This window comes from Citreicella sp. C3M06, assembly GCF_018860705.1.
Lineage (GTDB): Bacteria > Pseudomonadota > Alphaproteobacteria > Rhodobacterales > Rhodobacteraceae > Salipiger.
In genome coordinates, this window is sequence record NZ_JAHKQA010000016.1 from 14,890 (window position 1) to 36,047 (window position 21,158).

Here is a 21,158-nt window from a genome sequence, read left to right on the forward strand (position 1 = left end):
TGCCTTACCCGCCTAGTGCCAACACCCGAGGCTGCGCAAGGAAAAAGCTGCCGCACTGCAGAAAACCTGCAACACTTCCGAGCCGTTGCTTTTTTCCGCATATTCTTGGCGCGGTGGGCCATGCGCCGCTTGCGTCATGCGCGATAATGCAAAAGGCACATGCCCGGAAAGGTTGCGCCCGGTTCGGGGCGCAACGCCACTGGCGTGCCGTCCGACACCGGCAGCGGTCGGCCCGGCACGGGGGTCACATCGTGGCCAGCGGACCACAGCCGCAGGCCGGGCACCGGGGTCATGGTCGCGGGGTCGACCAGCGCCTCGATCCGGGCGCCTTTGGGCAGGCGCTGCGCGCTGCCGTCAGCGGGCAGCAGCGCCTGATGGCTTTCGATGCGGCAGGCCCCTCCCAGCAGCGCGCCGAGGTTGCAATCCCACAGGCCGCGGTCGCGCCGCGCCGTGCCGCGGCAGTCGCGAAAGATCATGTCGGGGATGCGCCGCGGCGCCTTGGAACCGTCATAGATCACCACCTCGTCGGGGCCAGCGCCATGAAAGAAGCTGCAGCGGGTAAAGGCGATCAGCGCCTGATCCGACCCCTTCTGGCCGTGGTTGTCCACCCGCAGCTGCCCGGCGAATTGCGAGTCCGACACCGACAGGATCGGCCCGCGCCCTTCGCCAAGGATCAGCTCGATCACCGGGGCGGCGGGGGTCATGCGGTAGGTCTGCGAGGACAGATCAAGCCCGGAGATGTCGATGGTGCCAGATGGCCATTCCGAGCGCAGCAGCAGCGCCTGCTCGGTTTTCAGCTCGACCCGAAGGTTGCGGATGCTGCAGGCACAGACGCCGCGCGCATGATTGTCGCCCAGCAGCTCGACCAGATAATTGGCGGCCTTGGGCGCATAACCCGACACGTCGCAATCCGAGATATGCAGATGCCCGCCCTTGTGCAGCCGGGCAATGGTCACCCAGCCCCAGAGCTTGCAGTTGCGGAACCAGTAATTCAGATTCTGATCGGACGAGCGGCCCAGCAACAGCGTAAACGGGTCGAGATAGACCGCGCTGTGCACCCGATCGAACAGGAATTCGGAATTGTTGTTGCCAGCGGCGCCGGTCTCAGGGTCGGGCACCATTTCGATGCCAATGCCCCAGCGGCCGCGAAAGGCGATGTCAATGAACTGGTGATCCTGCGAAATACCGCTGCCATAGCAGCGGGCAAACACCGCCCCCGGCACATCGGTGTAAAGCGTCAGCCGGGCAAGGCGCAGCCCCAGCACCGAATTGTTGTTCCAGAGCAAGGGTTCAGAGGCATCTACGGGGTCATAGACCAGCACGGTCGATTGCTGTCCTGCACCGCTGATGCGCAGACCGTCGTGGCGGCCCGCCAGATCGCGGGCCAGCAGCGCGCCGGGTCGGGTGACCCGCATCATCCCCGGGGGCAGCACCAGTTCGGCATGGTTTGTCATGGCCCGGATCACCGCGCGCGTCAGCGCCTCGGAGATATCTGGCGCGCTGGCCGGATCGGGCCCACCGCGGGCAGGCGACAGCGGCGCGATCCCCCACGACGCCAAAAGAATGCGCCCGTCGGATGGCAGCACCCGCAGCTTCTGATTCAGCGCGTCTCCGGGCAGGGGCAGGTCGTGATCCGTCGCTTCGGGCGGCAGCAGCGCGTAGCGGCTGCCATCCATCAGCGCAAAGCAATCCCCCGGCGCCAAGCCCAGATCCGCCAGACGGGCCGCAAGATCGGGCGTCTGCCGCAGCTCGTTTGCGGTTTGCGGAGGCGGGGTGTCAGACAGCGCCTCCCGGCTGGCCTGTTGCGCCGCGCCGCCATGGCCCAGCGGCAGCAGCACCCCCCCCAGAAGCAGGTTGCGCCGCTTCATGAATGTCGGTCCGCCGGCCGCGTGGGCCCATGGCGAGGGCGGGCACGGCTGGCGGCGCGGGGCTGGCGCGCCAGAACGATCCGCGACAGGCCCCACCACAGCCCCACCAGAAACAGCGCCGAGGCCGGGGCCGCGATCACCCCCAGCAATGGCCCGCGTCCGATGATCGGCGCAAAGCCCGCAAGGATTACCGCCATCATGCTGATCACCGGGCGGCGCGCCTCGTCATAGCCATCGTCCAGCGCGCGGATCAGCCAGCCAAACAGCACCATGCCGCCGATCGCTCCGACATAGTGGAAATCGGCGAACAGCTCGCCCGGAACCGGCGCGCTGATGTTGAGGAAATTGAAGCCGGCGATTTCGGCGGCTTCCGAGCCGGTCGGCTCGTGCTTGCCGCCCCAGATCGAGCGCGGCACGAAGAACAGCAGCGCCGACAGCAGGCGGCTGCCCAGCGTCACGCCTTCTTGGCTGACCATTCCAAAAACGTTCACCATCGCCTGCACGCCATCGTAATCGCCATGCATCATGCCTTCGAGCGGCGAGGTGAACGACACGTTCAGATTAACGCTCTCGCTCCGGCGGTTATAGGCCTGCAAGGCCGGGAACAGGCCGAACATCAGCAGCGGCGCGGCGGCGAACAGCGCCGTCTTCCAGCGCAGGAACCAGCCTTTGGCGGTGCTCATCAGCACCGCAAGGATCGTGGCGATCAGCCAGAACCGGGGCAGGGCAGGTGGGAAATTGGCAATGCACAGCGTCAGGCAGGCCAGCACCATGGCGGCCAAGGTCCAGTTGTTGCGGATGCGCATCCGCAACAGCACATAGCCCGCGATCACCATCGAGGCGATGGCCATGCCGCGGGTCAGCGTGAAGATCAGCCCGTAGGTCGCGGTGCTGCCACCACTGGCGAGCAGCGCGATCCCGGTGGTGTGGCGGGTGCCGATGAAGGCGGCAATCCCATAGGTGGCGACCGCCATCAGCAGATAGGCAAAGGTCAGAAGGCAGACGACAAAGGTCGCCCGCGCGATGCGGTTTCGCTGCCCCTGCGGCACCTCGGTCAAAGGCCTTTCGATGGGGGTGGGCCGACTGGCGACCCGGCAGAAATAGCCCAGAGCAAAGGCCAGCGTCGACAGCAGCACGATCACCGCCGCATCGGGGATGTATTCGCGCTGCACCGCGTTGTTGATCCAGTAGAACCTGTCGCTGCGTACCTGCATCAGCCCGGCAAGGATGAACCCGTAGGTGGCATAGAGCAGATAGGCAAAGCTGGTCGCCGAAAGGCTGCGGGAAAACACCGCGTAGGTGAAGCAGGTCAGCGACACCAGAAAACTGATTGCAAGCAGCACCGAGGCGAAGGGATGCGCGTCTCCGGCATCGAAGACAATCACGAGGCCAAGACAATTCAGAAGATAAAAGGGGATCATCGGGGCTCGGATGTCTGGGGCGGAAAGGTCGCGTCGCACAGTCGAGACAGTCGGCGATGCGACTGCACCCTATCATGATTGACCGTGCATGCCAGTACGGGCCGGGCGCTGATGCCCATCCCACGTGCAAAACGGCGCATTGTGCGGCAGGCTGGCGAACATCACATGCGCAAGGCCTGCAAGGCCGCCTTGGCTGTAACGGCTTGCCTGGCGTTTTGGTGACGCCCAAATTTTACGCCCGGACCGGGTTGGCGTCTGGGATGCCGCCTCTTTATGTGCCCGTCATGTGCCGGGCCCAGAGATCGAAGACATGTTCGCCCCGGATCAGGTGCGATTCGCTTTGGACCCCGCCAGCGGCCCAACCATCATGGCAGGGGAAGCGAAGACATCCCTCCATATTTCGCCGACGATCTTGCCTGACGGGCCTTCGAGACGCTCCTCGATGAGCAAGGTTTCCGCGCCGTCTACAGCGCAAAGGAGCCCGGCAAGCTCCGGCTCTGAACGCATGGCCGATCAGGGCGGCGATATGTGGGGGCTTCGCCCTGCTCGGCCATGAAAAGCTTCTCCACCCTCGGTGAGACATTTCTGCTTTGCCCAGCCGAGGGCATCTCACCCTGGTTGCAGCACCAAAACATCCAATAATGTGCATTATGTTGTTTATCATTTACTGACTCGGCCATGCAATCCGAAGACCGGTATTTGTCTGGCGAATACGCAGCATTAACCAAACGAATGCGAGATATTGATCAAGCGAATAACAGTAACTGGTATCCCAATTAAATAACTCATTTTTATATCTCGTTCTCAATATCTGTTTTTTAATAACGCCTTAAAGATGACATCTTTTCGCCCCAAAAATTCCACAATTCAAAATCACCGTATGGTTGCGTTTGTGCGGTATCCTGTAATCCACGTAGAGTATGTAAACCGAGATGATAATCATCCCGGACACACAGGCTCCATTCATTTTTTCGTGGAATAATAGCGACTCAGGAAATCAAATATATCGGCAACGGAATACGCAAATGACGAGCACAACCGAAGCAGCTGAGGCTTCTTCAGGAACGAATGGTGATCAAAGCTATTACCTGTCGGATTTCGTAGATATATCCTCGCAAAGCATTGAAGATGTCCGCTTTGAAGACGATGTGCGCATCGTCACATCCCAGGCGGAATTCGATGCCGCTTACACGGCACTCGCTGCCGGGGCGGGCGGTGTCATCCTGCTGGACACTGCGGGCGGCCCTTATACGCTTTCCCATTACGACGTCCAAAACGCACAGATCGATGCGCCTGTCATGATCACCTCGCTGACCCCGGAAGATCCCGCGGTCGTGTCGTCGGTCTACATGCGCAACCACGAAAATTTTCACCTGTCGGACGTGAAGATCGAGGGTGACAGCGGCACGCTTATCACGGTTAAAGATACTGATAATTCAGGTATTTACGAAAGCGAAATCTCGTCCATCGCCGAGGGCGCCGCTGGCCTGAACGAAGAGGCTGGCGGCTACACGATCGGGGCCACCGGCGCCGATATCGTCGAGGTTGAGAACTTCAGCTTCATCGGCAACGAGCTGCACAATCTCTTTCACGGGGCCACTTTTCGCGAAGTCGTCGGCCTGACCTACACCGACAACGAACTCTATGCCCTGCAGGGCGACGGGGTACGGCTGGGCGGGGTGCAGGATGCGCTGATCGCCGACAACTGGTTCCATGATTTCCTCGGATCGACCTACGAATACAATCATTCCGATTTTATTCAACTATGGGGCGCGAATATCTGGCTGAATAATGAAGATATTACCATTCAGTCAAATTTCTTCGACAATTCTACTGGTGCGGCATATCAGGTAATATTCGGCCAGAACGAGGATTACGAGGAGAACGGATATCTTTTCGAAAATATCGTGGTCGATAACAATGTGATCTGGGGAAGCGCCTATCATGGCATTTCCGTGTCAGATACATCGAATATGGTGGTGACCAACAATACACTTATCTACATCGAGGATGCATATTACCTGAACGCGGACGGCACCCAAACCACCCTGAAGAGCCCCGGCTGGATCGACATTGACGGAACCAACCCCGTTGTCGAGAAAAACGTCGGCCTGCGGATTCTGGATGATGGCGATAACATGACACTGAGTCATGGCACCGATAGCGAGCTGGACCAGCTGAACCAGTACACCAACCTGACCGTGGGCGAGAGCGGTGATCTGCGCGACATCACCCTGCTGCCCGACAGCGCGCTGAACGGGGTCTACGGATCAAGCCTGTTGTGGTTCGATGAAACCCCGGACACGCTGCTGGCGGTTGCGCGCGCGTCGGTCAGCGTGTCGGACCTGTCGGTCTATACGCTGGATGCGGGCCTGTCGCGCGGCCCGGACGGGTTGATCGACGAGAACACGATCGTCACCTGGACGCTGGATGACGGGCGCAGCTTCACCGGATCCCAGATCGAGGTGGATTTCGAGACCCCCGGCCTGCACAGCTACACGCTGACCGTCACCCAGCCCGACGGCAGCAGCGACACCATCACCCGCACCGTCGAAATCGAGGACCCGCTTCTGGTCGATCTGGAACTGGTCGACGGCGTGCTGACCAATGTCGCCCCGGATGGGGTCACGCTGACGAATCTGTCCAGCGCCACGCTTGATGGCGACAGCCTGCGCATCGGCGAAGGCGCGATGGTCGAGATTGCCCGCACGGTGGGCGACATCTTCAACCTCAGCTCCTTTGATTTCTCGATGACGCTGGATATCGACGAGGGCTCATCGGGCACCCTGTTCATGATCTATCAATCGCTCGAAGCCACCGTCCAGACGGATGGCTCGATCTCGTTCAAGTTCTCGAACGGAGACACATGGTTCAGCGTCCGCTCGGCCAGCGGGCTGCTGAATGACGGCCCCGTGGATCTCAGCTTTGTCTACGATGGCGCGATGCTGAGCCTTTACGCCGATGGCGAGCTCGTGGCCGAGACCGCGGCAAGCGGGTCGACCCAGTCCGCGCAATACTGGGGGCTGACCTTTGGCAACCCCTGGAAGGCCAGCGTCGACGCCTCGCTGTCGAACATTTCGATCAAGTCCGAAGCCTCCAGCGCCGAGGAGATCAGCGCGGCAGCCACTGCCGAGGACAACACGGCCTCGGTCGTGGTCATAGAAACCCTGTTCGAGACCGATTTCTCGAGCGCGGATATCGCGGGCATGACCATATCCGAAGAGGATATCGTGACCATGCCGAGCGGCGAGACCGGCGTGATGGTCGCGGGCGGCGACGTCGAAGTGAACCGGGATACCGGGTATCTTTACGACACCGGCTCGTTTGAAATCACCTTCACCGCACAGCATTTCGACACCACGACCGAAGGCACGATCTTGTATCTGCACGAGACGCTGTCGCTTTCGGTCCGTTCCGACGGGCGGCTGCTCTTCAGCCTGACCACCGATGAGGGCACCCAGCTCCTCCGGACTCCGGAGATGCCGCTGGCCGACGGCGCTGCGCATGAGATCAGCATCGGCTATGATTCCGAAGCCGGTGTGATGCAGATCGCGGTGGATGGCGAGGTGGTCGCCCAGGCCGAACAGACCGGGCTGACCGCGGTGGCGCAATCCTGGGGCCTGACCATCGGCCATCCCTGGGCCGGGGACGAGCCGGATATGGGCATTACCTCGCTGGAGATTTCCGACGGCACGATCATCTCGGATCCAACCCCGACAGGATATGACGCGGACGCGCTGATCTTTCTTGATTTCAACGACACCGTGACCAACGAGGTGGCATCAGCCGCCATGCCCGAGGTCAGCACCGGCACCCTGACCTATGCCAGCGATGCAGACGACACCTGGGCCGAATTCGATGGCAGCACGACGGTCAGCGTGTCGCGCTACGTCGAAGAGCTGCACTCCCGCGATACCTTCGAATTCGTGGTGTCCATCCGGGATGACGACAACAGCGACTGGGAAGCGGTCTTCGAGATCTACGACTCGATGGCGCTGAGCATCAATGATGACGATTTCTACTTCACGATGGAGCTGGGCGACGAGACGGTCTCGTTGCAGAGCAATTCCGATGTGCTGGCCGATGGCGACTTCCACGAGGTCAAACTGGGCTATGATTCCTCGCTTGGAAGTCTGGCGATGATGGTCGATGGCGTGGTTGTCGATGAGACCTACGCCACCGGGCTGACCACGGAAGAGCAATATTGGGGTCTGACCATCGGATCGGGCGTCGGCGACGGGCTGGATGCCGACATCACGCATTTCTCGATGAACGAGAGCGCGGACTGGCTGGCGGTCGCCTGAGGGGCGACCGTCAGGCGCGGTTCAGGTCCTCAGGTCCCGCTGCCCTTCGGCGGCGGGGCGCGGGTCGCGGATCACCGCGCTGATCTGGCTCTTGAAGCGGGCCAGAATCGACGTCATGTCCCAGCGCTCAAGCGCCCGCGCCCGCGCCGCGGCGCCCAGCCGGACCCGTTCCGGGGCGTCATCCAGAAGCGTTTCCAGCTCGCGCGCGAGGGCGGCGGCATCGCCGGGCGGCACAAGCCGGCCACAGCCCTCGACCTCTTGCCCCAGCGCGGTGTCGGGATCGGCGGTGGCCAGCACCGGGCGACCCGACGCCAGCATGTTGGTCAGCTTTGACGGCAGCACCAGATCCGCCGCCCCGGCGATCTGTGGCAGCAGATGCAGATCGGCCATCCCCAGAAGATCGCTCAGACGGTCGATCGGCTGCAACGGAAAGAACCGGATCATCGGCAGATCCTGCGCCTGTTCCTGCAGAACCTCGCGCATCGGCCCATCGCCGCAGACAGCGATGGTCAGGTCGGTGCGGTGGCGCAGGTGCCGGGCCATTTCGGGCAGGATCTCAAGCCCCTGCTTGTTGGCAAGATTGCCCGAATACAGCGCCACATGCGGCGTATCGATGCCCAGCTCGGCCTTGAGCGGCGAGACCCCTTCGACCGGCTGCACCTTCGAGATATCCGACCAGTTGCGGAATTCGGTGATCCGCCATTCCGCAACATCCTTGCGGCGCAGGCGCGACAGCATCGGCCCCGAGATCGAACTGACCCGGTCGAAACTGCCCAGCACCGCGTGTTCGAAACGCTCTGCAAGGCGCCCGATCAGGCTTTTCTGATTCAGCAGGCCGGTGGCAAAGGCGGCCTCGACTTCGAAATCCTGAACATGCAGCCAGGTCGCGGCCCCGCTGAGCCGCGCCGCCGCCAGCACGCCGGGCGCCGAGATCAGCGACGGTGCCACCAGCAAGATCACATCGGGGCGGTGTACCAGCGCCTTCCACAGCAGCACCGGCAGGGCGCTGAGCGCAAAGCTGATGTGATGCAGGATGCGGCGCGACCCGCTCGGCTTGCTTGGCACGTAGATCGGGCAATGCACCGCGCGGGTGCCCTCGGGGCCGCGACGCCGCGTCCACCACGGGCGGCGCCAGCCTTCATAGGTGCGCCAGGCCGGGTAATAGGGGCGCGCCGCGATGACATCCGTTTCGACCCCGTTGCGCGACAGATACTCGGCCATGCCCGAGGAATAGACCCCGATGGCAATCATTTCCGGCGCATAGTTGAGCGAGACGATCAGCACACGCTCCGCCTTGCCGTTTGCGCTATCATCCCTCGAGGTCGCCATGAATCTATTCTCCGATTACCTAATGCCAATCACACCAATACTGCGTCAGGATCAGGTATTGCTGTCCCGCGCGCACTTCCGCAGGTTTTTGCACCTTTAGGAAGATTACCACCGGAAAGCCAGAGAACCCCGGCAGATTTGTACTTGTCCCGGCGCGGTGTTGGGCACACACAGGGCGCATGTCTATAATCAAGGCAAAACAGCAATATGACAGCTGCGGTTCAAACCGGACTTCCCCGGCCCCCGTGGCGTCTGGCCCCGCCGCCCTCCCTGAAATCGCCCCCGACCCAAGAGTACCCCACCTGCTATGACATCGGCCTTCCGGAACCGCCCCGCCCCCCCGGTCGCACCGGATCCCACGCGCGGTGCGCCTGTCGCGCTGACCGGCGCGCCTAGCGCTGCGGCAGAGCTGACCGTCATCGTGGTCAGCTACAACACCCGTGATCTGACCCTTGCCTGCCTGCGCACGCTGTTTGCCGCCACCCACAGCGCGCGCGCCCATGTGGTGGTGTTCGACAATGCCTCATCGGATGGCTCCGCCGACGCGGTGGCCGCGGCCTTTCCGCAGGTCGAGCTGATCGCCAGCGCCGAGAACCTCGGCTTTGCCCGCGCCAACAACGTGGTGGCACAGGCGGCGCGCACCGACTGGCTGCTGCTGCTCAACCCCGATACCGAAGTGCATGACGGCGCCATCGACACGCTGCTGGCCTTTTCCAAGGCGCGCCCCGAGGCGGGCATCACCGGCGGGCGCACGGTGTTTCCCGATGGCAGCCTGAACATCGCCTCCTGCTGGATGCGCATCACACCATGGTCGGCGTTCTGCATGGCCACCGGGCTGACGGCGGCGTTCCGGGGCAGCGCGGCGTTCAACCCCGAGGGCATGGGATCCTGGGCGCGCGACAATGTGCGCGAGGTCGACATCGTGGTCGGCTGCTTCCTGATGATCCGCAAATCGCTGTGGGACAAGCTGGGCGGGTTCGATCTGAAATATTTCATGTATGGCGAAGAGGCCGACCTGTGCCTGCGCGCCCGGGCACTGGGCTATCGCCCCGCGATCATCCCAAAGGCGCAGATCATGCATCTGGTGGGCGCGGCCTCGGGCAAGCGCGCCGACAAGCTGCGCATGGTGGCCAAGGCGCGCGCAACGCTGATCCGCGATCACTGGCCAGCGTGGCAGCAACCCTTCGGGCTGGCGATGATGTGGCTCTGGGCGGCGCTGCGGCGGGTGGCCTCGGGGCTGCGCGGCGGGGCTGCGGCCGAGAAATGGCGCAGCGTCTGGGCCACGCGGGCCGACTGGCTGGCTGGCTACGCAAAGCCCGACCCATGAGAGACGCCCCGATGATCGACAAAGACCCCCACGCCCAGCAAGACGCCCCCGCCCACAAGCTGCGCCTGAGCCGCCCCCAGCGGCTGTGGCGGCTGCTGAAAGCCAGCCTTGATCCGCGCGCCTGGGCGCATCTGATCAAGATGGTGAATTTCTACAATTACACCCATGTTGCGCCGCTGCGGCAGATCCGGCTGGGGGCAAACCCGTCGATCAGCCCGACGGCGGCGTTTTCCTATCCCGAACGCATCCGCATCGGCGCGCGGGTGCGCATCGGCTTTCGCTGCGTGATCTGGGCCGGTCCGGGCAAGGGCCGGGTCATCCTTGGCGATGATGTGCTGCTGGGCCCCGAGGTGATGATCACCGCCTCGGGCTATCGCTACAATGACGGCGCGCCGATCACCGATCAGGCCAGCGACGAGGCCGATGTGGTGATCGGCAATGATGTCTGGCTTGGCACCCGCGTCACCGTGCTGCCCGGTGCGCGCATCGGGGATGGCGCCATCATCGGCGCCCATTCGGTGGTGCGCGGCGACATCCCGGCCATGGCCATCGCGGTGGGCAGCCCGGCGCGGGTGGTCTCGCAACGGCAGATCCAAGGCGCTTCTCTGAAGGACGATCCACAATGAAACGACCCTCCTGGCCTCTGGTGATGGCTCTGGTGCTGTGCGCGGCGCTGGCCGGCACCGCTTATGGCACGCTGAGCGGCTGGACCCACGGCGCCTATATCAAGCTGCGCCGCGAAACCCGGTTGGCCCTTGGTCTGGAAAAATTCTGGCTGCGCCTGCCCGGCCCCGGATCGACGGGCACGCGCAGCCCCGTGGCCTGCCCCGATCCCTCCACCACCCGCGTGCTGGTGACCGGCGGGCAATCGAACGCCGCCAACACCAACACCAAAGCCGCCAGCCTGCCCGCGGATGCAGAGGTCTACGCATGGTTCAACGGCGCCTGCTGGCGCGGCGAGGACCCGATGCCCGGAGCCACCGGCAAGGGCGGCAGCCTGTGGCCCTTGCTGGGGGCCGCGCTCACGCAGGATCTGGGCCAGCCGGTGCTGTTCATCAATGGCGCGGTCGGCGGCTCGCAGGTGGGGGACTGGCTGGACCGGCGCTCGGGCTATCTCGATGCGCTGCTGGAACGGATCTCGGCGGCGCAGGCACAGGGCTACGCGCCAGAGCTGATCCTGTGGCATCAGGGGGAAAGCGATGCGAATGTGATGCCCGATACCGCCGAAGGCCACGCCGCCATGCGCGCGCAGCTGGACGCGCTGAGCGCGCAGCTGCTGGCGGCAGCACCGTCGGCGCAGCTTTACATGTTTCAGGCCTCGAAATGCATCGGCCCGCGCCGCGCCGAAGGGGTCGAGGCGATGCGCGCGGTGCAGCGCGCCGTGGCCGAGGCCAGCCCGCGGATCATCGCCGGGCTGAACACCGACGACTTCGGCAATGATTACCGCTGGGACACCTGCCATTTCAACAGCCTTGGACGCAGCGCCGTGGTCGGGGCGCTCACCGCACCGCTTCTGGATCTGCTGCGCGCGCCGACGCTCTCTGGCGACGCTGGGTGAAAGCCCCTAGAATGATCTTTGCCCCTGTCGCCGACCCGGCCCGCGACCAGACCGAGGACTGTCCCGCCATGTCCAGCGCCATGTCCAGATCCGCCCTGCCCGGACATCGCCCCGCCGCCTGCCATCCGGGCCGCCGCCACGTGCTGGGCGGCCTTGCGGCGATCTGCGCCGCCCCGCTGTCCGCCGCCCCATCCGGTCCGGTGATCGACGTTGCCGATGCCGACGCGCTGCTGGAGGCCGCCCAGAGCGCCGCCCCCGGCACCACGCTGCGCCTTGCGCCGGGCCGCTATGGCGCGTTCAAGCCACGCGGCGCCAAGGGCAGCGCCGGGCAGCCGATCACGCTGGTCTCTGCCGACCCGGCAAGCCCGGCCCGGCTGGGCTATATGCTGATGGATGAGTGCGCCCATGTGGTTCTGGACGGGCTTGTCTTTGATTATCACTTCGATGCCTCGCACAAGATGACCTTTCGCCCCTTCACCGTGCGGGCCTGCGAGAACGTGACCGTCACGGGGTGCCTGTTCGATGGCGATACCATGCGCTCGGACCCGGCGGACACTGCCTATCATGGCTATGGCTGGGCGCTGGGGCTAAGCCTGACGAGCGCGCGCGGCATCACCTTGCGCGACAGCGAAATCCGCGGCTTTGGCCGTGGGCTGGTGGTCGCCGATTGCCACGATCTGACCATCACCGGCAATGACCTGCACGACATGCGACTGGACGGGATGAATTTTGCCCGCGTCTCGGACATGCTGCTGGAAAACAACCATATCCATGATTTCCGCCGCGCGCCCGAAGACAAGGGCCATCCGGACATGATGCAGTTCTGGACCCGCCGCACCACCGCCCCCACCGAGCGCGTGACGATCCGGCGCAACCTGCTCAATTCCGGGCTGGGGCCCCTGACGCAATCGATCTTCATGCGCAACGAAGAGGTCGATACCGGCGCCGCCGGGCGCGAGATGTTCTACCGCGACCTGCTGATCGAAGAGAACGTGATCATCAACGCCCATCTGCACGGCATCACCGTGGGGGAAACGCTGGGGCTGACGATCCGCAACAACACCCTGATCCACAATGCGCGCTCGGACGGGGCGGCGGATAATCCCGATCTTTACACCCCGCGCATCACCGTCAAGGAACGCTCGGAACAGGTCCGGATCCTGCGCAACCTTGCCTATCTGGTGCCCAAGCCCCAGCTCGCCGCTGGCTGGGAGATCGCCGATAACGTACCGATTCAAGACCGCCGCATGGGCCTGTCGACCCATTACGACAAGCTGTTCGTGAACGCGCGGGGCGGCAATCCGCAGGATCTGGCGTCCTTCCGCTACCGGCAGGACGGCCCCTTGGCCGGGGCCGGGCTGGGCGCGAGCTGGCTGGACACAGCGGGATAACCTCATGGCCATGAGTGAAACGTCCCCCAGAGCCATGCAGCCCCTGCCCGCCCCCGCCGATGACAGCGCCAGCGCCGTCCCGGGCGCGCGCCTGAGCCGTGTCGCCGTGGCCTATCTGCTGTGCATCATGCTGCCGGTGTTCTTCAAGCTGGGGCCGCTGGGCATGGGCAACCTGCGGCTGCTGCTGATCGTGATCGTCGTGCCGCTGCTGGTGCGGCTGTATCTGGGGCATTTCGGCAAGCTCGTGCTGCCGGACCTGCTGTTCCCGCTCTTCATCCTGTGGACGATGCTGTCGCTGATCCGCAACAACCCGGAGATGGCGATCGAAAACACCGGCTCGACGGGGATCGAGTTTCTGGGAGGCTATCTGTGCGGGCGCGCCTATGTGCGCACGTCGGGCCAGTTCCTGCAACTGTGTCGCTGGCTGGCGCTGATCGTGTGCCTGCTGATGCCCGTCGCGTTTATCGAGGCCGCCACCGGCCGGCTGCTGCTCGGCGAGATACTGTCGAAACTGCCCGGTCTCGGGTCCGAGACACGGAACGTCGGCGGCACCCGGCTGGGGCTTGACCGGGTGCAGACGGTCTTTGCCCACCCGATCCATTTCGGCCTGTTCTGTTCGGTCGCCGTGTCGATGGTCTTTGTCGCGATGAAGGGCCAGATGGCCCCGCCGCTGCGCTTTCTGGTGGCGGCGCTGATGATCATCACCGGCTGTCTGGCCCTGTCCAGCGGCGCGCTGCTGGCCATGGCCCTGCTGATCGCTCTGGTGACCTGGGCGTGGATCTTTCAGCGCCTGAGCTGGAAATGGTGGCTGCTGCTGGCGATGATGGCACTGGCCTATGTGGCGATCGACCTGCTGTCGAACCGCTCGCCCATGCGGGTGTTCCTGAGCTATGCCACCATGTCGGCGCATACCGCCTACTGGCGTGCCATCATCTTCGAATGGGGCATGATCAACGTCTGGGAAAACCCGTTGCTGGGGCTGGGATTCAACGACTGGAAACGCCCGATCTACATGATCTCGGGCAGTATGGACAATTTCTGGCTGGTCATCGCCGTGCGCTACGGCATCCCGGCGTTCCTGTGTCTGGCCCTTGGCGTCTTCGTGCCGCTGCTGCGGATCATCTTCCGCGATTTCCGCGCCGATCCGAGACTGGGGCAGCTGCGCCTGGCCTGGGTGCTGACCTTTGTCTGCCTCAGCTTCACCTTGTCGACCGTACATATCTGGGGAAACATCTTTTCCTTCGTCTTCTTCATGTTCGGAGCGGGGATGTGGATGGCCCGGACCGAGGTGCAGGCCCCCGGCTCTGATCAAGGCGCCGTTTCAACGTCTGGCCCCGGGCAACCCGCCGATGACACCGCCGCCCCCCGCTCTGGCCAGACGCCGGGCACCAGCGACCGGCGTGCACCGCCCCGCTACACGCGGTTTGCCCCCAATCATGCGACACAGCGCCGGAGACCGCCGGTTTAGACGGTTCTGTCCCTTCTCATGCGGTTTTGCGGTGGAGCCCCCGCCCCGGGCCGATTAACACACGGACAAACATGACGGATCGGAACACGGATCACGGCATCGGGAAAATCGGGGGCCGCCACAGCATCGCCCCACACATCGATTTGCACGCCCTTTGACCTGACCGTATTTCCTCAAGGACTTTGGAATGCCCCATCAGACCCACGCCCTGACCTTTGACGTGGCCATCGCCACCCGCAACCGTCCCGATGCACTGGCGCTGACGATCCCGCTGCTGCTGGGTCAATCGCGGCGGCCCGAAAAGCTGATCGTCATCGACAGTTCGGACGACCACGCCCCGGTGGCGCAGGTGGTGGCGGACACCACCGCAGGGCAGGGCATCGAGGTGATCGTCGAGCATACCGAAAAGGGGCTGACCCGCCAACGCAACCGCGCCCTGAGCCACGTGAGCGCCGACGTGGTGTTCTTTCCCGACGACGACACGCTGTTCTTTCCCGGCACCAGCGCCGCCATCATGGACATCTACGAGCGCGACACCGACCGTAAGGTCGCCGCGGTGAACCCGGCGGTGTCGCTGGTCCCGCCCGAGGGCGCGCTGGACGGCGCCGCCTATGCCATGTCGCAGGCCCATACCCGCGAGGCGCGCACCGTCGGCTGGCGCACCCGGCTGGGCCGGATGCTGCCCGACATCAACCCGCGCTTTGTCATCGGTCGCATTCTGGTGGATCGCGCCCCCGACCTGCCATGGATGGCAGAACTGGACTCCACCCATGTGGAATGGATGACCGGCTTTCGCATGACCTTCCGCACCGAGGCGCTGCGCGCCGCCGGGTTCGAGCCGGTGTTCGGCGGCTATTCCCTGTTCGAGGATACCGACGCGTCCTGGGCGGTGACCGATTTCGGCTGCGTGCTGGGCACCCGGCGAGGGCAGGTCTATCACCACCGCTTTCCCTCGGGGCGGGCCGATCGCTACGGGCTCGGGGCGATGGGGCTGGCCAATCTTGCCTATCTGATGGCCAAGCACAGCGCCGATCGCGGCCTGACAGCGGCGCAGCGCCGCGAGGCCCTGCGCAAGACCCGCAGCTACGCCCGGCTGCGGATGCTTGCGGCCCGGATCCGGGCCATGCGCGGCGACAACGGTGCCGCCGAGGATCTGCGCGGCATGAAGGCCGCCTGGTCCGCGATCAACCGGCTTTTCGCCGCGCCGCGCCCCGATCTCGCGCGCACCTATCTGGACATCAAGCACGAGATCGGAATCGACTGATGCACGTAGCAGCACAGGATATTGGGCCCGGCATGGACGCTCTTCACAGCGACAGGACCTTGCTCATCAAGGCCAAGGGCGGGCTTGGCAACCGCATGCTTTCGGCGATCTGCGGGCTGCTGTTCGCAGACCTGACGGGCCGGCGCCCGGTGATCGACTGGCGCGACGGCAGCTACGCCCCCGAGGGCGAAAACGCCTATCCGCTGCTGTTCGACACCCCCGCCGACATGGCCGCACCCGATGCGTTCGACGACTGGCAGGGCGCCGTGTCGCCCGCCACATGGCAAGGCAGCCTTGATGTGCCCGCCGCCCGCATGGTGCATCGCCACGACCCCTCGGCCCATTCCAGCGCCCGGATCTACCGGCGGTTCTGCACCGACCTGTCGCGGCTGGATGCCCCCGAGGCGCTGGCGGTGTTCTGGTGCTACCTGCCGAAATTCGCCCGCCTCGCCCCGCATCTGCGGCGCGATCCGCGCTTTGCCGGGCGCACGCGCAACGCCATCATCGAAGACTACCTTGGCCGCTATTTCACCCCCAATGCCCGGGTGCGCGCCGCAGTTGAATCCGAGATCGCCGCCATGGGCCGGCCGCACCTTGGCGTGCATGTGCGCTACACCGACCGCAAGGTGCCGGTCCACCGCATCGAGGCCGCGCTGGACCGCAAGCTGAAGGATCAGCCCGATGCGGCGATCTTTCTGGCCACCGACAGCGCCGAGATCGAAAAGCGCTTCGCCCAACGCTACGGCGAGCGGATGCACAGCACCGATAAATATCTGGCCGCCGATGGCGCGCGCCTGCACGAGATGTTCAGCGGCCCCGATGGCGTCACCAAACAGACCGAGGCGGAAAACGCGCTGATCGACATCCTGCTGCTGTCGCGCTCCGCCCATCTGGTGTGCTCGCGCCATTCCACCTTTGCCGAAACCGCGATCCTGTACGGCGCCATGAGCGGGCGCAACATGGGCCGGGTGACCGACATCGACCGCCTGAACGCCAAGGTCGTGGTCAAGCGCATCGTGCAGGATTACCTGTGAGGGTCGCGCGATGACCCAGCCCCCCGCCAGCCCGGCCCTGAACAAGGTCCTGCGCGGCAACCTGTGTTCGGGCTGCGGTGCCTGTGCGGCGCTGGCCCCAAAGGCGGTGGCGATGCGCATGACCCCGCCCGGCTTCCTGCGCCCGGACCAGAGCGCCCCGCTGCCCCCCGATGCCGAAGCGGCCATCGCCGCCGCCTGCCCCGGCCTTGGCCAGACGGTCGAGGCCGGGGCGCGCCGCGACGATGCGCTGTGGGGCCCGTGGATCGAGATGCACATGGGCCATGCCAGCGATCCCGCGCTGCGCCATGCCGGGGCCTCGGGCGGGGCGCTGTCGGGGCTGCTGGCGCATCTGCTGGCAAGCGGCACCGTGGACGCGGTGATCGAAACCGCCGCATCCGATCAGGTGCCGGTGGCCAATGACACCGTGCTGGCCCGCAGCCGCGACGACATCCGCGCTGCCGCCGGGTCGCGCTATGCGCCGTCCGCACCACTGGCGGCGCTGCCCGATGCGCTGGCCGATCACCGCGCCAGCGGGCGGCGCTTTGCCTTTGTCGGCAAGCCCTGCGATGTCGCGGCCCTGCGCGCGATGCAGGCCCGCGATCCCGAATTGCGCGCCGCCATCCCGGTGCTGCTGTCGTTCTTTTGCGCCGGGGTTCCGTCGCAGGACGGGGCGCGCGCCCTGCTGGCCGCGCTGGACGCCCCCGAGGACCGGGTGCGCAGCTTTCGCTATCGCGGCAACGGCTGGCCGGGCCAAGCCACGGCGCAGCTCGACGACGGCAGCACCCGCTCCATGAGCTACCATGACAGCTGGGGCGGCATCCTGTCCAAACACGTGCAGCACCGCTGCAAGGTCTGCGCCGATGGCACCGGCACCGCCGCCGATATTGCCTGCGCCGATGCGTGGGAGGCGGATGCGGACGGCTATCCGCTGTTCTCCGAAGCGCCGGGACAAAGCCTGATCGTGGTGCGCAGCGACACCGGGCAGCGCCTGTTGAGCGAGGCCATTGCCGCCGGGGCCATCGCCGCCGCGCCCTTCGATGCGACGACGCTGGCCGCGATCCAGCCCGGCCAGCGCGAACGGCGCCGGGCGCTGGCGGCGCGGCTGGCAGCGCTGATGCTGGCCGGACGCCCAGCCCCCCGCTACCGGGGGCTGCGCCTTGTCGCGGCGGCGCGGCAGAACCCGCTGCGCCGGAACGCCAAGAATTTCCTCGGGATGCTGCGCCGTGCCCTGCGCGCGCGCGCGTCCTAGCGGCCCAACCAAAAGGCCGGACAACAGGCCAAGACAAGGAACGCCCATGGCCCCTCTGCGCATCACGCTCATCATGCATTCGACCCGTTCCGACAATCTTGGGGTCGGGGCCCTGACCGTGGCCGAGGTCGATATCCTGCGCCGCCTCGCAAGCGAGGCCGGGCGCACGGCCCAGATCACCATCGTCGACTTCAAGGATGCCCGCACCCCCTATGTGACGGGCGATGACATCCGCATCGTCGATCTTGACCGCCGCTTCATGACCCGGCCTAGCGGCTATCTTGCGCTGGCGCGGGCGTCGGACATGGTGGTCGATATCGGCGCCGGGGACAGCTTTGCCGACATCTACGGCAGCGCGCGGCTGAAGAAGATGCTGCTGCTCAAGGCGCTGACCCATCTGGCGGGCACGCCGCTGGTGCTGGCGCCGCAAACCATCGGCCCCTTCACCGGCGGATGGACAACGCGCGCGGCGCTGGCCTCGATCCGGCGCTCGGCGGTGGTGGCGACGCGCGATGCGCTGTCGACGCAGGCGCTGCGCGACATGGGCTTTTCCGGCGAGGCTATCGAGGCCTCGGACGTGGCGCTGCGCCTGCCCTACACGCCCCCCGCCCCCCGCCCCGAGGGCGCGCCGCTGCGGGTCGGGCTGAACGTGTCGGGATTGCTGATGGCGGGGGGCTATGCCGATGGCGACAAGCTGGGCGGGGGCGATTACCCCGATCTGATCCGCCGCCTGATCCGCCATTTCACCCAGACCCTGCCCGGCATCGAGCTGCACCTCGTGCCCCATGTCATCGTCGCCGAAGGCCCGATGCAGGTCGAAGACGACCAGCGCGCCAGCGCCGCCCTTGCCGGGGAATTTCCCGATGTGGTGCTGGCCCCCGCCTTTGCCTCGCCCTCCGAGGCGAAAAGCTACATCGCGGGGATGGATTTCTTTGCCGGGGCGCGGATGCACGCCTGCATCGCCGCGTTTTCCTCGGGGGTGCCGGTGGTGCCCATGGCCTATAGCCGCAAGTTCGCCGGGCTGTTCGGCACGCTGGGCTATGATCGCACGGTGGATTGCACCGGCAGCAGCGCCGATGCGGTGTTTGCCGCCGTCACCCAAGGCTGGGATGCCCGCGAGACCCTTGCGCAAGACGTGGCGACGGCGCTGCCGCGCGGGCTGGCCCGGCTGGACAGCTACGAGACCGCCCTGCGCGCCCTGATCGCCCGGATTCCGGCGCGATGACGCCAAGCGCCGCGATCATCATCCCCCACCACGCCGACCTTGTGCGGCTGGAGCGCTGCCTTGCGGCGCTCGCCCCCCAGCTTGGCCCCGAGATCGAGGCGGTGGTGGTGGACAACGCGCCGGCAGAGCCGCTGCCCGAGGCGCTGAGGACGCGCTTTGCCGCCCTGCGCTTTGTGGTCGAACCTGCCGCGGGGGCGGCCCATGCCCGCAATCGCGGCGTCGCCGAAACCAGCGCGCCGCTGCTGGTGTTTCTGGATTGCGACTGCCTGCCCGATCCGGGCTGGCTGCAACGCGCCCTTGACGCGGCGCGCGCCCATCCCGGCGCGCTGGTCGGCGGGCGGGTGTCGGTCTTTGACGAAACCCCGCCGCCGCGCTCGGGGGCAGAAGCCTTCGAGGCGGTCTTTGCCTTCGACAACCGCGCCTACATCGAACGCAAGGGGTTTTCGGTGACCGCCAATCTGCTCGCCCCGCGCGCGGTCTTTGAGCGTGTGGGTGGGTTCAGGCCCGGCCTGTCCGAGGATCTGGACTGGTGCCGCAGGGCCACGGCGGCGGGCGCACCGCTGGTCTATGACGATGGGCTGCATGTGGCGCATCCCTCGCGGTCGAACTGGCCAGCGCTGGCGCGCAAATGGCGCCGGCTGACCGACGAGGCCTGGGGATTGCAGGGGCGCGGCCTGCGGGCCCGCAGCCTTTGGGCGCTGCGCGCGCTGGCGATGCCGTTGTCGGCGCTGGCCCATCTGCCAAAGGTCTTGCGATCCCCCCGCCTGCGCAGCCCCCGCGAAAAGGCCCGCGCCGCGGCGACCCTGTTCAGATTGCGAATCGCACGGGGGTTCTGGATGCTGACCCAGGCAGGCAAGCCTGTCCGAAATCGGGAAAAGCCCTGCTAAAAACCCGAAGATCGACGGTCCACCCGATGAACTGCTCGAATTTGACGCATATCCGATCAATACTCTGGCGGTATCGGCGAGTTCACACCGAAATTTGAAAATTCCGGGGCCGGCGTCAACAAACGCTGGCCTGAGGGATCGTGACCTGTGCTAGGTTGGTCGCTGTAACCAGTACCGCTTGACGTCGTTCAGGCAATTTTTTGAGAGTTCGACCCTTATGAAGACAGGTCTTATTGCAATTGCGGCCGCAGCCGCGATCGCGGCTGGCAGCGCGCAGGCACTGACAACGCTTGATTTTGCAAACTACACCGCGACCGGTGGCGGCAGTGTCAGCAACTACGGGCAATTCGCCAACGTGACATTCAACTGGGCAGACATCCCTTACACCGGGTATGTCACGATCACCTCCGACAGCGCGTTCAGCCTGTATCTTTCGGATTATTCCGGTGGCACCAATACAGATGAACTGTCCGGGTATGTTCTGATCAACCAGACCACATCGACCCGCCTGACCAACGACGTCACCTGGTGCGGCAAGACACGGACCGCTGAAGCCATCCGCGGCAGCTGTAACCTGATCTCCAACGATGCGAGCATTCCCTACGAAAAGATCATGCCCGACACGGTTACCGCCGCTTATAATTTGAGCGCTGGCAGCTACCTTCTGGGCGTCTATGACGGCAACGATCCCGAAGGTTCGGTGTCGTTCCAGGCCAGTGAAATCGGGTATCAGGAAATCATCTCGCCGGTGCCGCTGCCCGCAGGTGGCATGCTGCTGCTCGGCGCGCTTGGCGGCATGGCCGCGCGTCGCCGGTTCCGCAAGGCCGCCTGAA

At 65.1% G+C, this 21,158-nt stretch carries 15 protein-coding genes; 12 read left to right on the plus strand and 3 right to left on the minus strand.

The genetic code is table 11. From position 1 onward, the window contains the following. Positions 1-134 precede the first annotated feature (134 nt). On the minus strand, positions 135-1,868 hold the full coding sequence (locus tag KO516_RS04155; RefSeq protein ID WP_216002551.1) for a hypothetical protein: 1,734 nt from the start codon (positions 1,866-1,868) through the stop codon (positions 135-137). Further along, positions 1,865-3,289: a hypothetical protein gene (locus tag KO516_RS04160; RefSeq protein ID WP_216002552.1), complete on the minus strand. Its 1,425-nt coding sequence runs from the start codon at positions 3,287-3,289 to the stop codon at positions 1,865-1,867. Before KO516_RS04160 ends, KO516_RS04155 begins: the two co-directional genes overlap by 4 nt. 1,025 nt (positions 3,290-4,314) lie before the next feature. On the opposite strand from KO516_RS04160, the gene KO516_RS04165 reads away from it, so the two are divergent. Next, a complete protein-coding gene (locus KO516_RS04165) occupies positions 4,315-7,593 on the plus strand; it encodes a LamG domain-containing protein (protein WP_216002553.1) in 3,279 nt (1,092 codons plus the stop codon). 21 nt (positions 7,594-7,614) lie between these two features. Here the strand turns inward: KO516_RS04165 and KO516_RS04170 are convergent, their stop codons facing one another. Continuing rightward, positions 7,615-8,922 (minus strand): WcaI family glycosyltransferase, encoded by a 1,308-nt coding sequence (locus KO516_RS04170; protein WP_216002554.1) that lies wholly within the window; start codon positions 8,920-8,922, stop codon positions 7,615-7,617. 307 nt (positions 8,923-9,229) lie between these two features. Here KO516_RS04170 and KO516_RS04175 point away from each other — a divergent pair, with 307 nt between their 5' ends. The 11 genes from KO516_RS04175 (at position 9,230) to KO516_RS04225 (ending at position 21,157) form a co-directional block, all read left to right on the plus strand. Then, positions 9,230-10,249 (plus strand): glycosyltransferase family 2 protein, encoded by a 1,020-nt coding sequence (locus tag KO516_RS04175; protein ID WP_252737388.1) that lies wholly within the window; start codon positions 9,230-9,232, stop codon positions 10,247-10,249. An 11-nt stretch (positions 10,250-10,260) separates the two neighbouring features. Next, positions 10,261-10,875, plus strand: a complete 615-nt coding sequence (locus KO516_RS04180; protein ID WP_216002555.1) for a DapH/DapD/GlmU-related protein — start codon at positions 10,261-10,263, stop codon at positions 10,873-10,875. Beyond that, positions 10,872-11,807, plus strand: coding sequence for a sialate O-acetylesterase (locus tag KO516_RS04185; RefSeq protein WP_216002556.1), 936 nt, complete (start codon positions 10,872-10,874; stop codon positions 11,805-11,807). The genes KO516_RS04180 and KO516_RS04185 overlap by 4 nt, the downstream gene beginning before the upstream one ends. A gap of 11 nt (positions 11,808-11,818) precedes the next feature. Further along, positions 11,819-13,198 (plus strand): right-handed parallel beta-helix repeat-containing protein, encoded by a 1,380-nt coding sequence (locus KO516_RS04190; protein ID WP_216002557.1) that lies wholly within the window; start codon positions 11,819-11,821, stop codon positions 13,196-13,198. A gap of 10 nt (positions 13,199-13,208) precedes the next feature. Continuing rightward, complete coding sequence (locus KO516_RS04195) at positions 13,209-14,666, plus strand: O-antigen ligase (protein ID WP_216002558.1); 1,458 nt, start codon at positions 13,209-13,211, stop codon at positions 14,664-14,666. A 187-nt stretch (positions 14,667-14,853) separates the two neighbouring features. Further along, on the plus strand, positions 14,854-15,930 hold the full coding sequence (locus KO516_RS04200; protein ID WP_216002559.1) for a glycosyltransferase: 1,077 nt from the start codon (positions 14,854-14,856) through the stop codon (positions 15,928-15,930). Between the two features lie 32 nt (positions 15,931-15,962). Further along, positions 15,963-16,964: a hypothetical protein gene (locus tag KO516_RS04205; protein WP_216002560.1), complete on the plus strand. Its 1,002-nt coding sequence runs from the start codon at positions 15,963-15,965 to the stop codon at positions 16,962-16,964. A 10-nt stretch (positions 16,965-16,974) separates the two neighbouring features. Then, a complete protein-coding gene (locus KO516_RS04210) occupies positions 16,975-18,213 on the plus strand; it encodes a Coenzyme F420 hydrogenase/dehydrogenase, beta subunit C-terminal domain (RefSeq protein ID WP_216002561.1) in 1,239 nt (412 codons plus the stop codon). Between the two features lie 46 nt (positions 18,214-18,259). Continuing rightward, entirely contained in the window at positions 18,260-19,438 is a 1,179-nt protein-coding gene (locus KO516_RS04215; protein WP_216002562.1) for a polysaccharide pyruvyl transferase family protein, read from the plus strand. Beyond that, a complete protein-coding gene (locus KO516_RS04220) occupies positions 19,435-20,325 on the plus strand; it encodes a glycosyltransferase family 2 protein (RefSeq protein ID WP_216002563.1) in 891 nt (296 codons plus the stop codon). Before KO516_RS04215 ends, KO516_RS04220 begins: the two co-directional genes overlap by 4 nt. Before the next feature lie 178 nt (positions 20,326-20,503). Next, on the plus strand, positions 20,504-21,157 hold the full coding sequence (locus tag KO516_RS04225; RefSeq protein ID WP_252737389.1) for a VPLPA-CTERM sorting domain-containing protein: 654 nt from the start codon (positions 20,504-20,506) through the stop codon (positions 21,155-21,157). Position 21,158: the final 1 nt, after the last annotated feature.

Bases quoted from the DNA above. Each gene is read 5' to 3' on its own strand.
- KO516_RS04210 (WP_216002561.1), top strand. From the start codon at position 16,975: ATGACCCAGCCCCCCGCCAGCCCGGCCCTGAACAAGGTCCTGCGCGGC.
- KO516_RS04205 (WP_216002560.1), top strand. From the start codon at position 15,963: ATGGACGCTCTTCACAGCGACAGGACCTTGCTCATCAAGGCCAAGGGC.
- KO516_RS04175 (WP_252737388.1), top strand. From the start codon at position 9,230: ATGACATCGGCCTTCCGGAACCGCCCCGCCCCCCCGGTCGCACCGGAT.
- KO516_RS04195 (WP_216002558.1), top strand. From the start codon at position 13,209: ATGAGTGAAACGTCCCCCAGAGCCATGCAGCCCCTGCCCGCCCCCGCC.
- KO516_RS04180 (WP_216002555.1), top strand. From the start codon at position 10,261: ATGATCGACAAAGACCCCCACGCCCAGCAAGACGCCCCCGCCCACAAG.
- KO516_RS04170 (WP_216002554.1), bottom strand. From the start codon at position 8,922: ATGGCGACCTCGAGGGATGATAGCGCAAACGGCAAGGCGGAGCGTGTG.
- KO516_RS04215 (WP_216002562.1), top strand. From the start codon at position 18,260: ATGGCCCCTCTGCGCATCACGCTCATCATGCATTCGACCCGTTCCGAC.
- KO516_RS04155 (WP_216002551.1), bottom strand. From the start codon at position 1,868: ATGAAGCGGCGCAACCTGCTTCTGGGGGGGGTGCTGCTGCCGCTGGGC.
- KO516_RS04185 (WP_216002556.1), top strand. From the start codon at position 10,872: ATGAAACGACCCTCCTGGCCTCTGGTGATGGCTCTGGTGCTGTGCGCG.
- KO516_RS04190 (WP_216002557.1), top strand. From the start codon at position 11,819: ATGATCTTTGCCCCTGTCGCCGACCCGGCCCGCGACCAGACCGAGGAC.
- KO516_RS04160 (WP_216002552.1), bottom strand. From the start codon at position 3,289: ATGATCCCCTTTTATCTTCTGAATTGTCTTGGCCTCGTGATTGTCTTC.
- KO516_RS04200 (WP_216002559.1), top strand. From the start codon at position 14,854: ATGCCCCATCAGACCCACGCCCTGACCTTTGACGTGGCCATCGCCACC.
- KO516_RS04165 (WP_216002553.1), top strand. From the start codon at position 4,315: ATGACGAGCACAACCGAAGCAGCTGAGGCTTCTTCAGGAACGAATGGT.
- KO516_RS04220 (WP_216002563.1), top strand. From the start codon at position 19,435: ATGACGCCAAGCGCCGCGATCATCATCCCCCACCACGCCGACCTTGTG.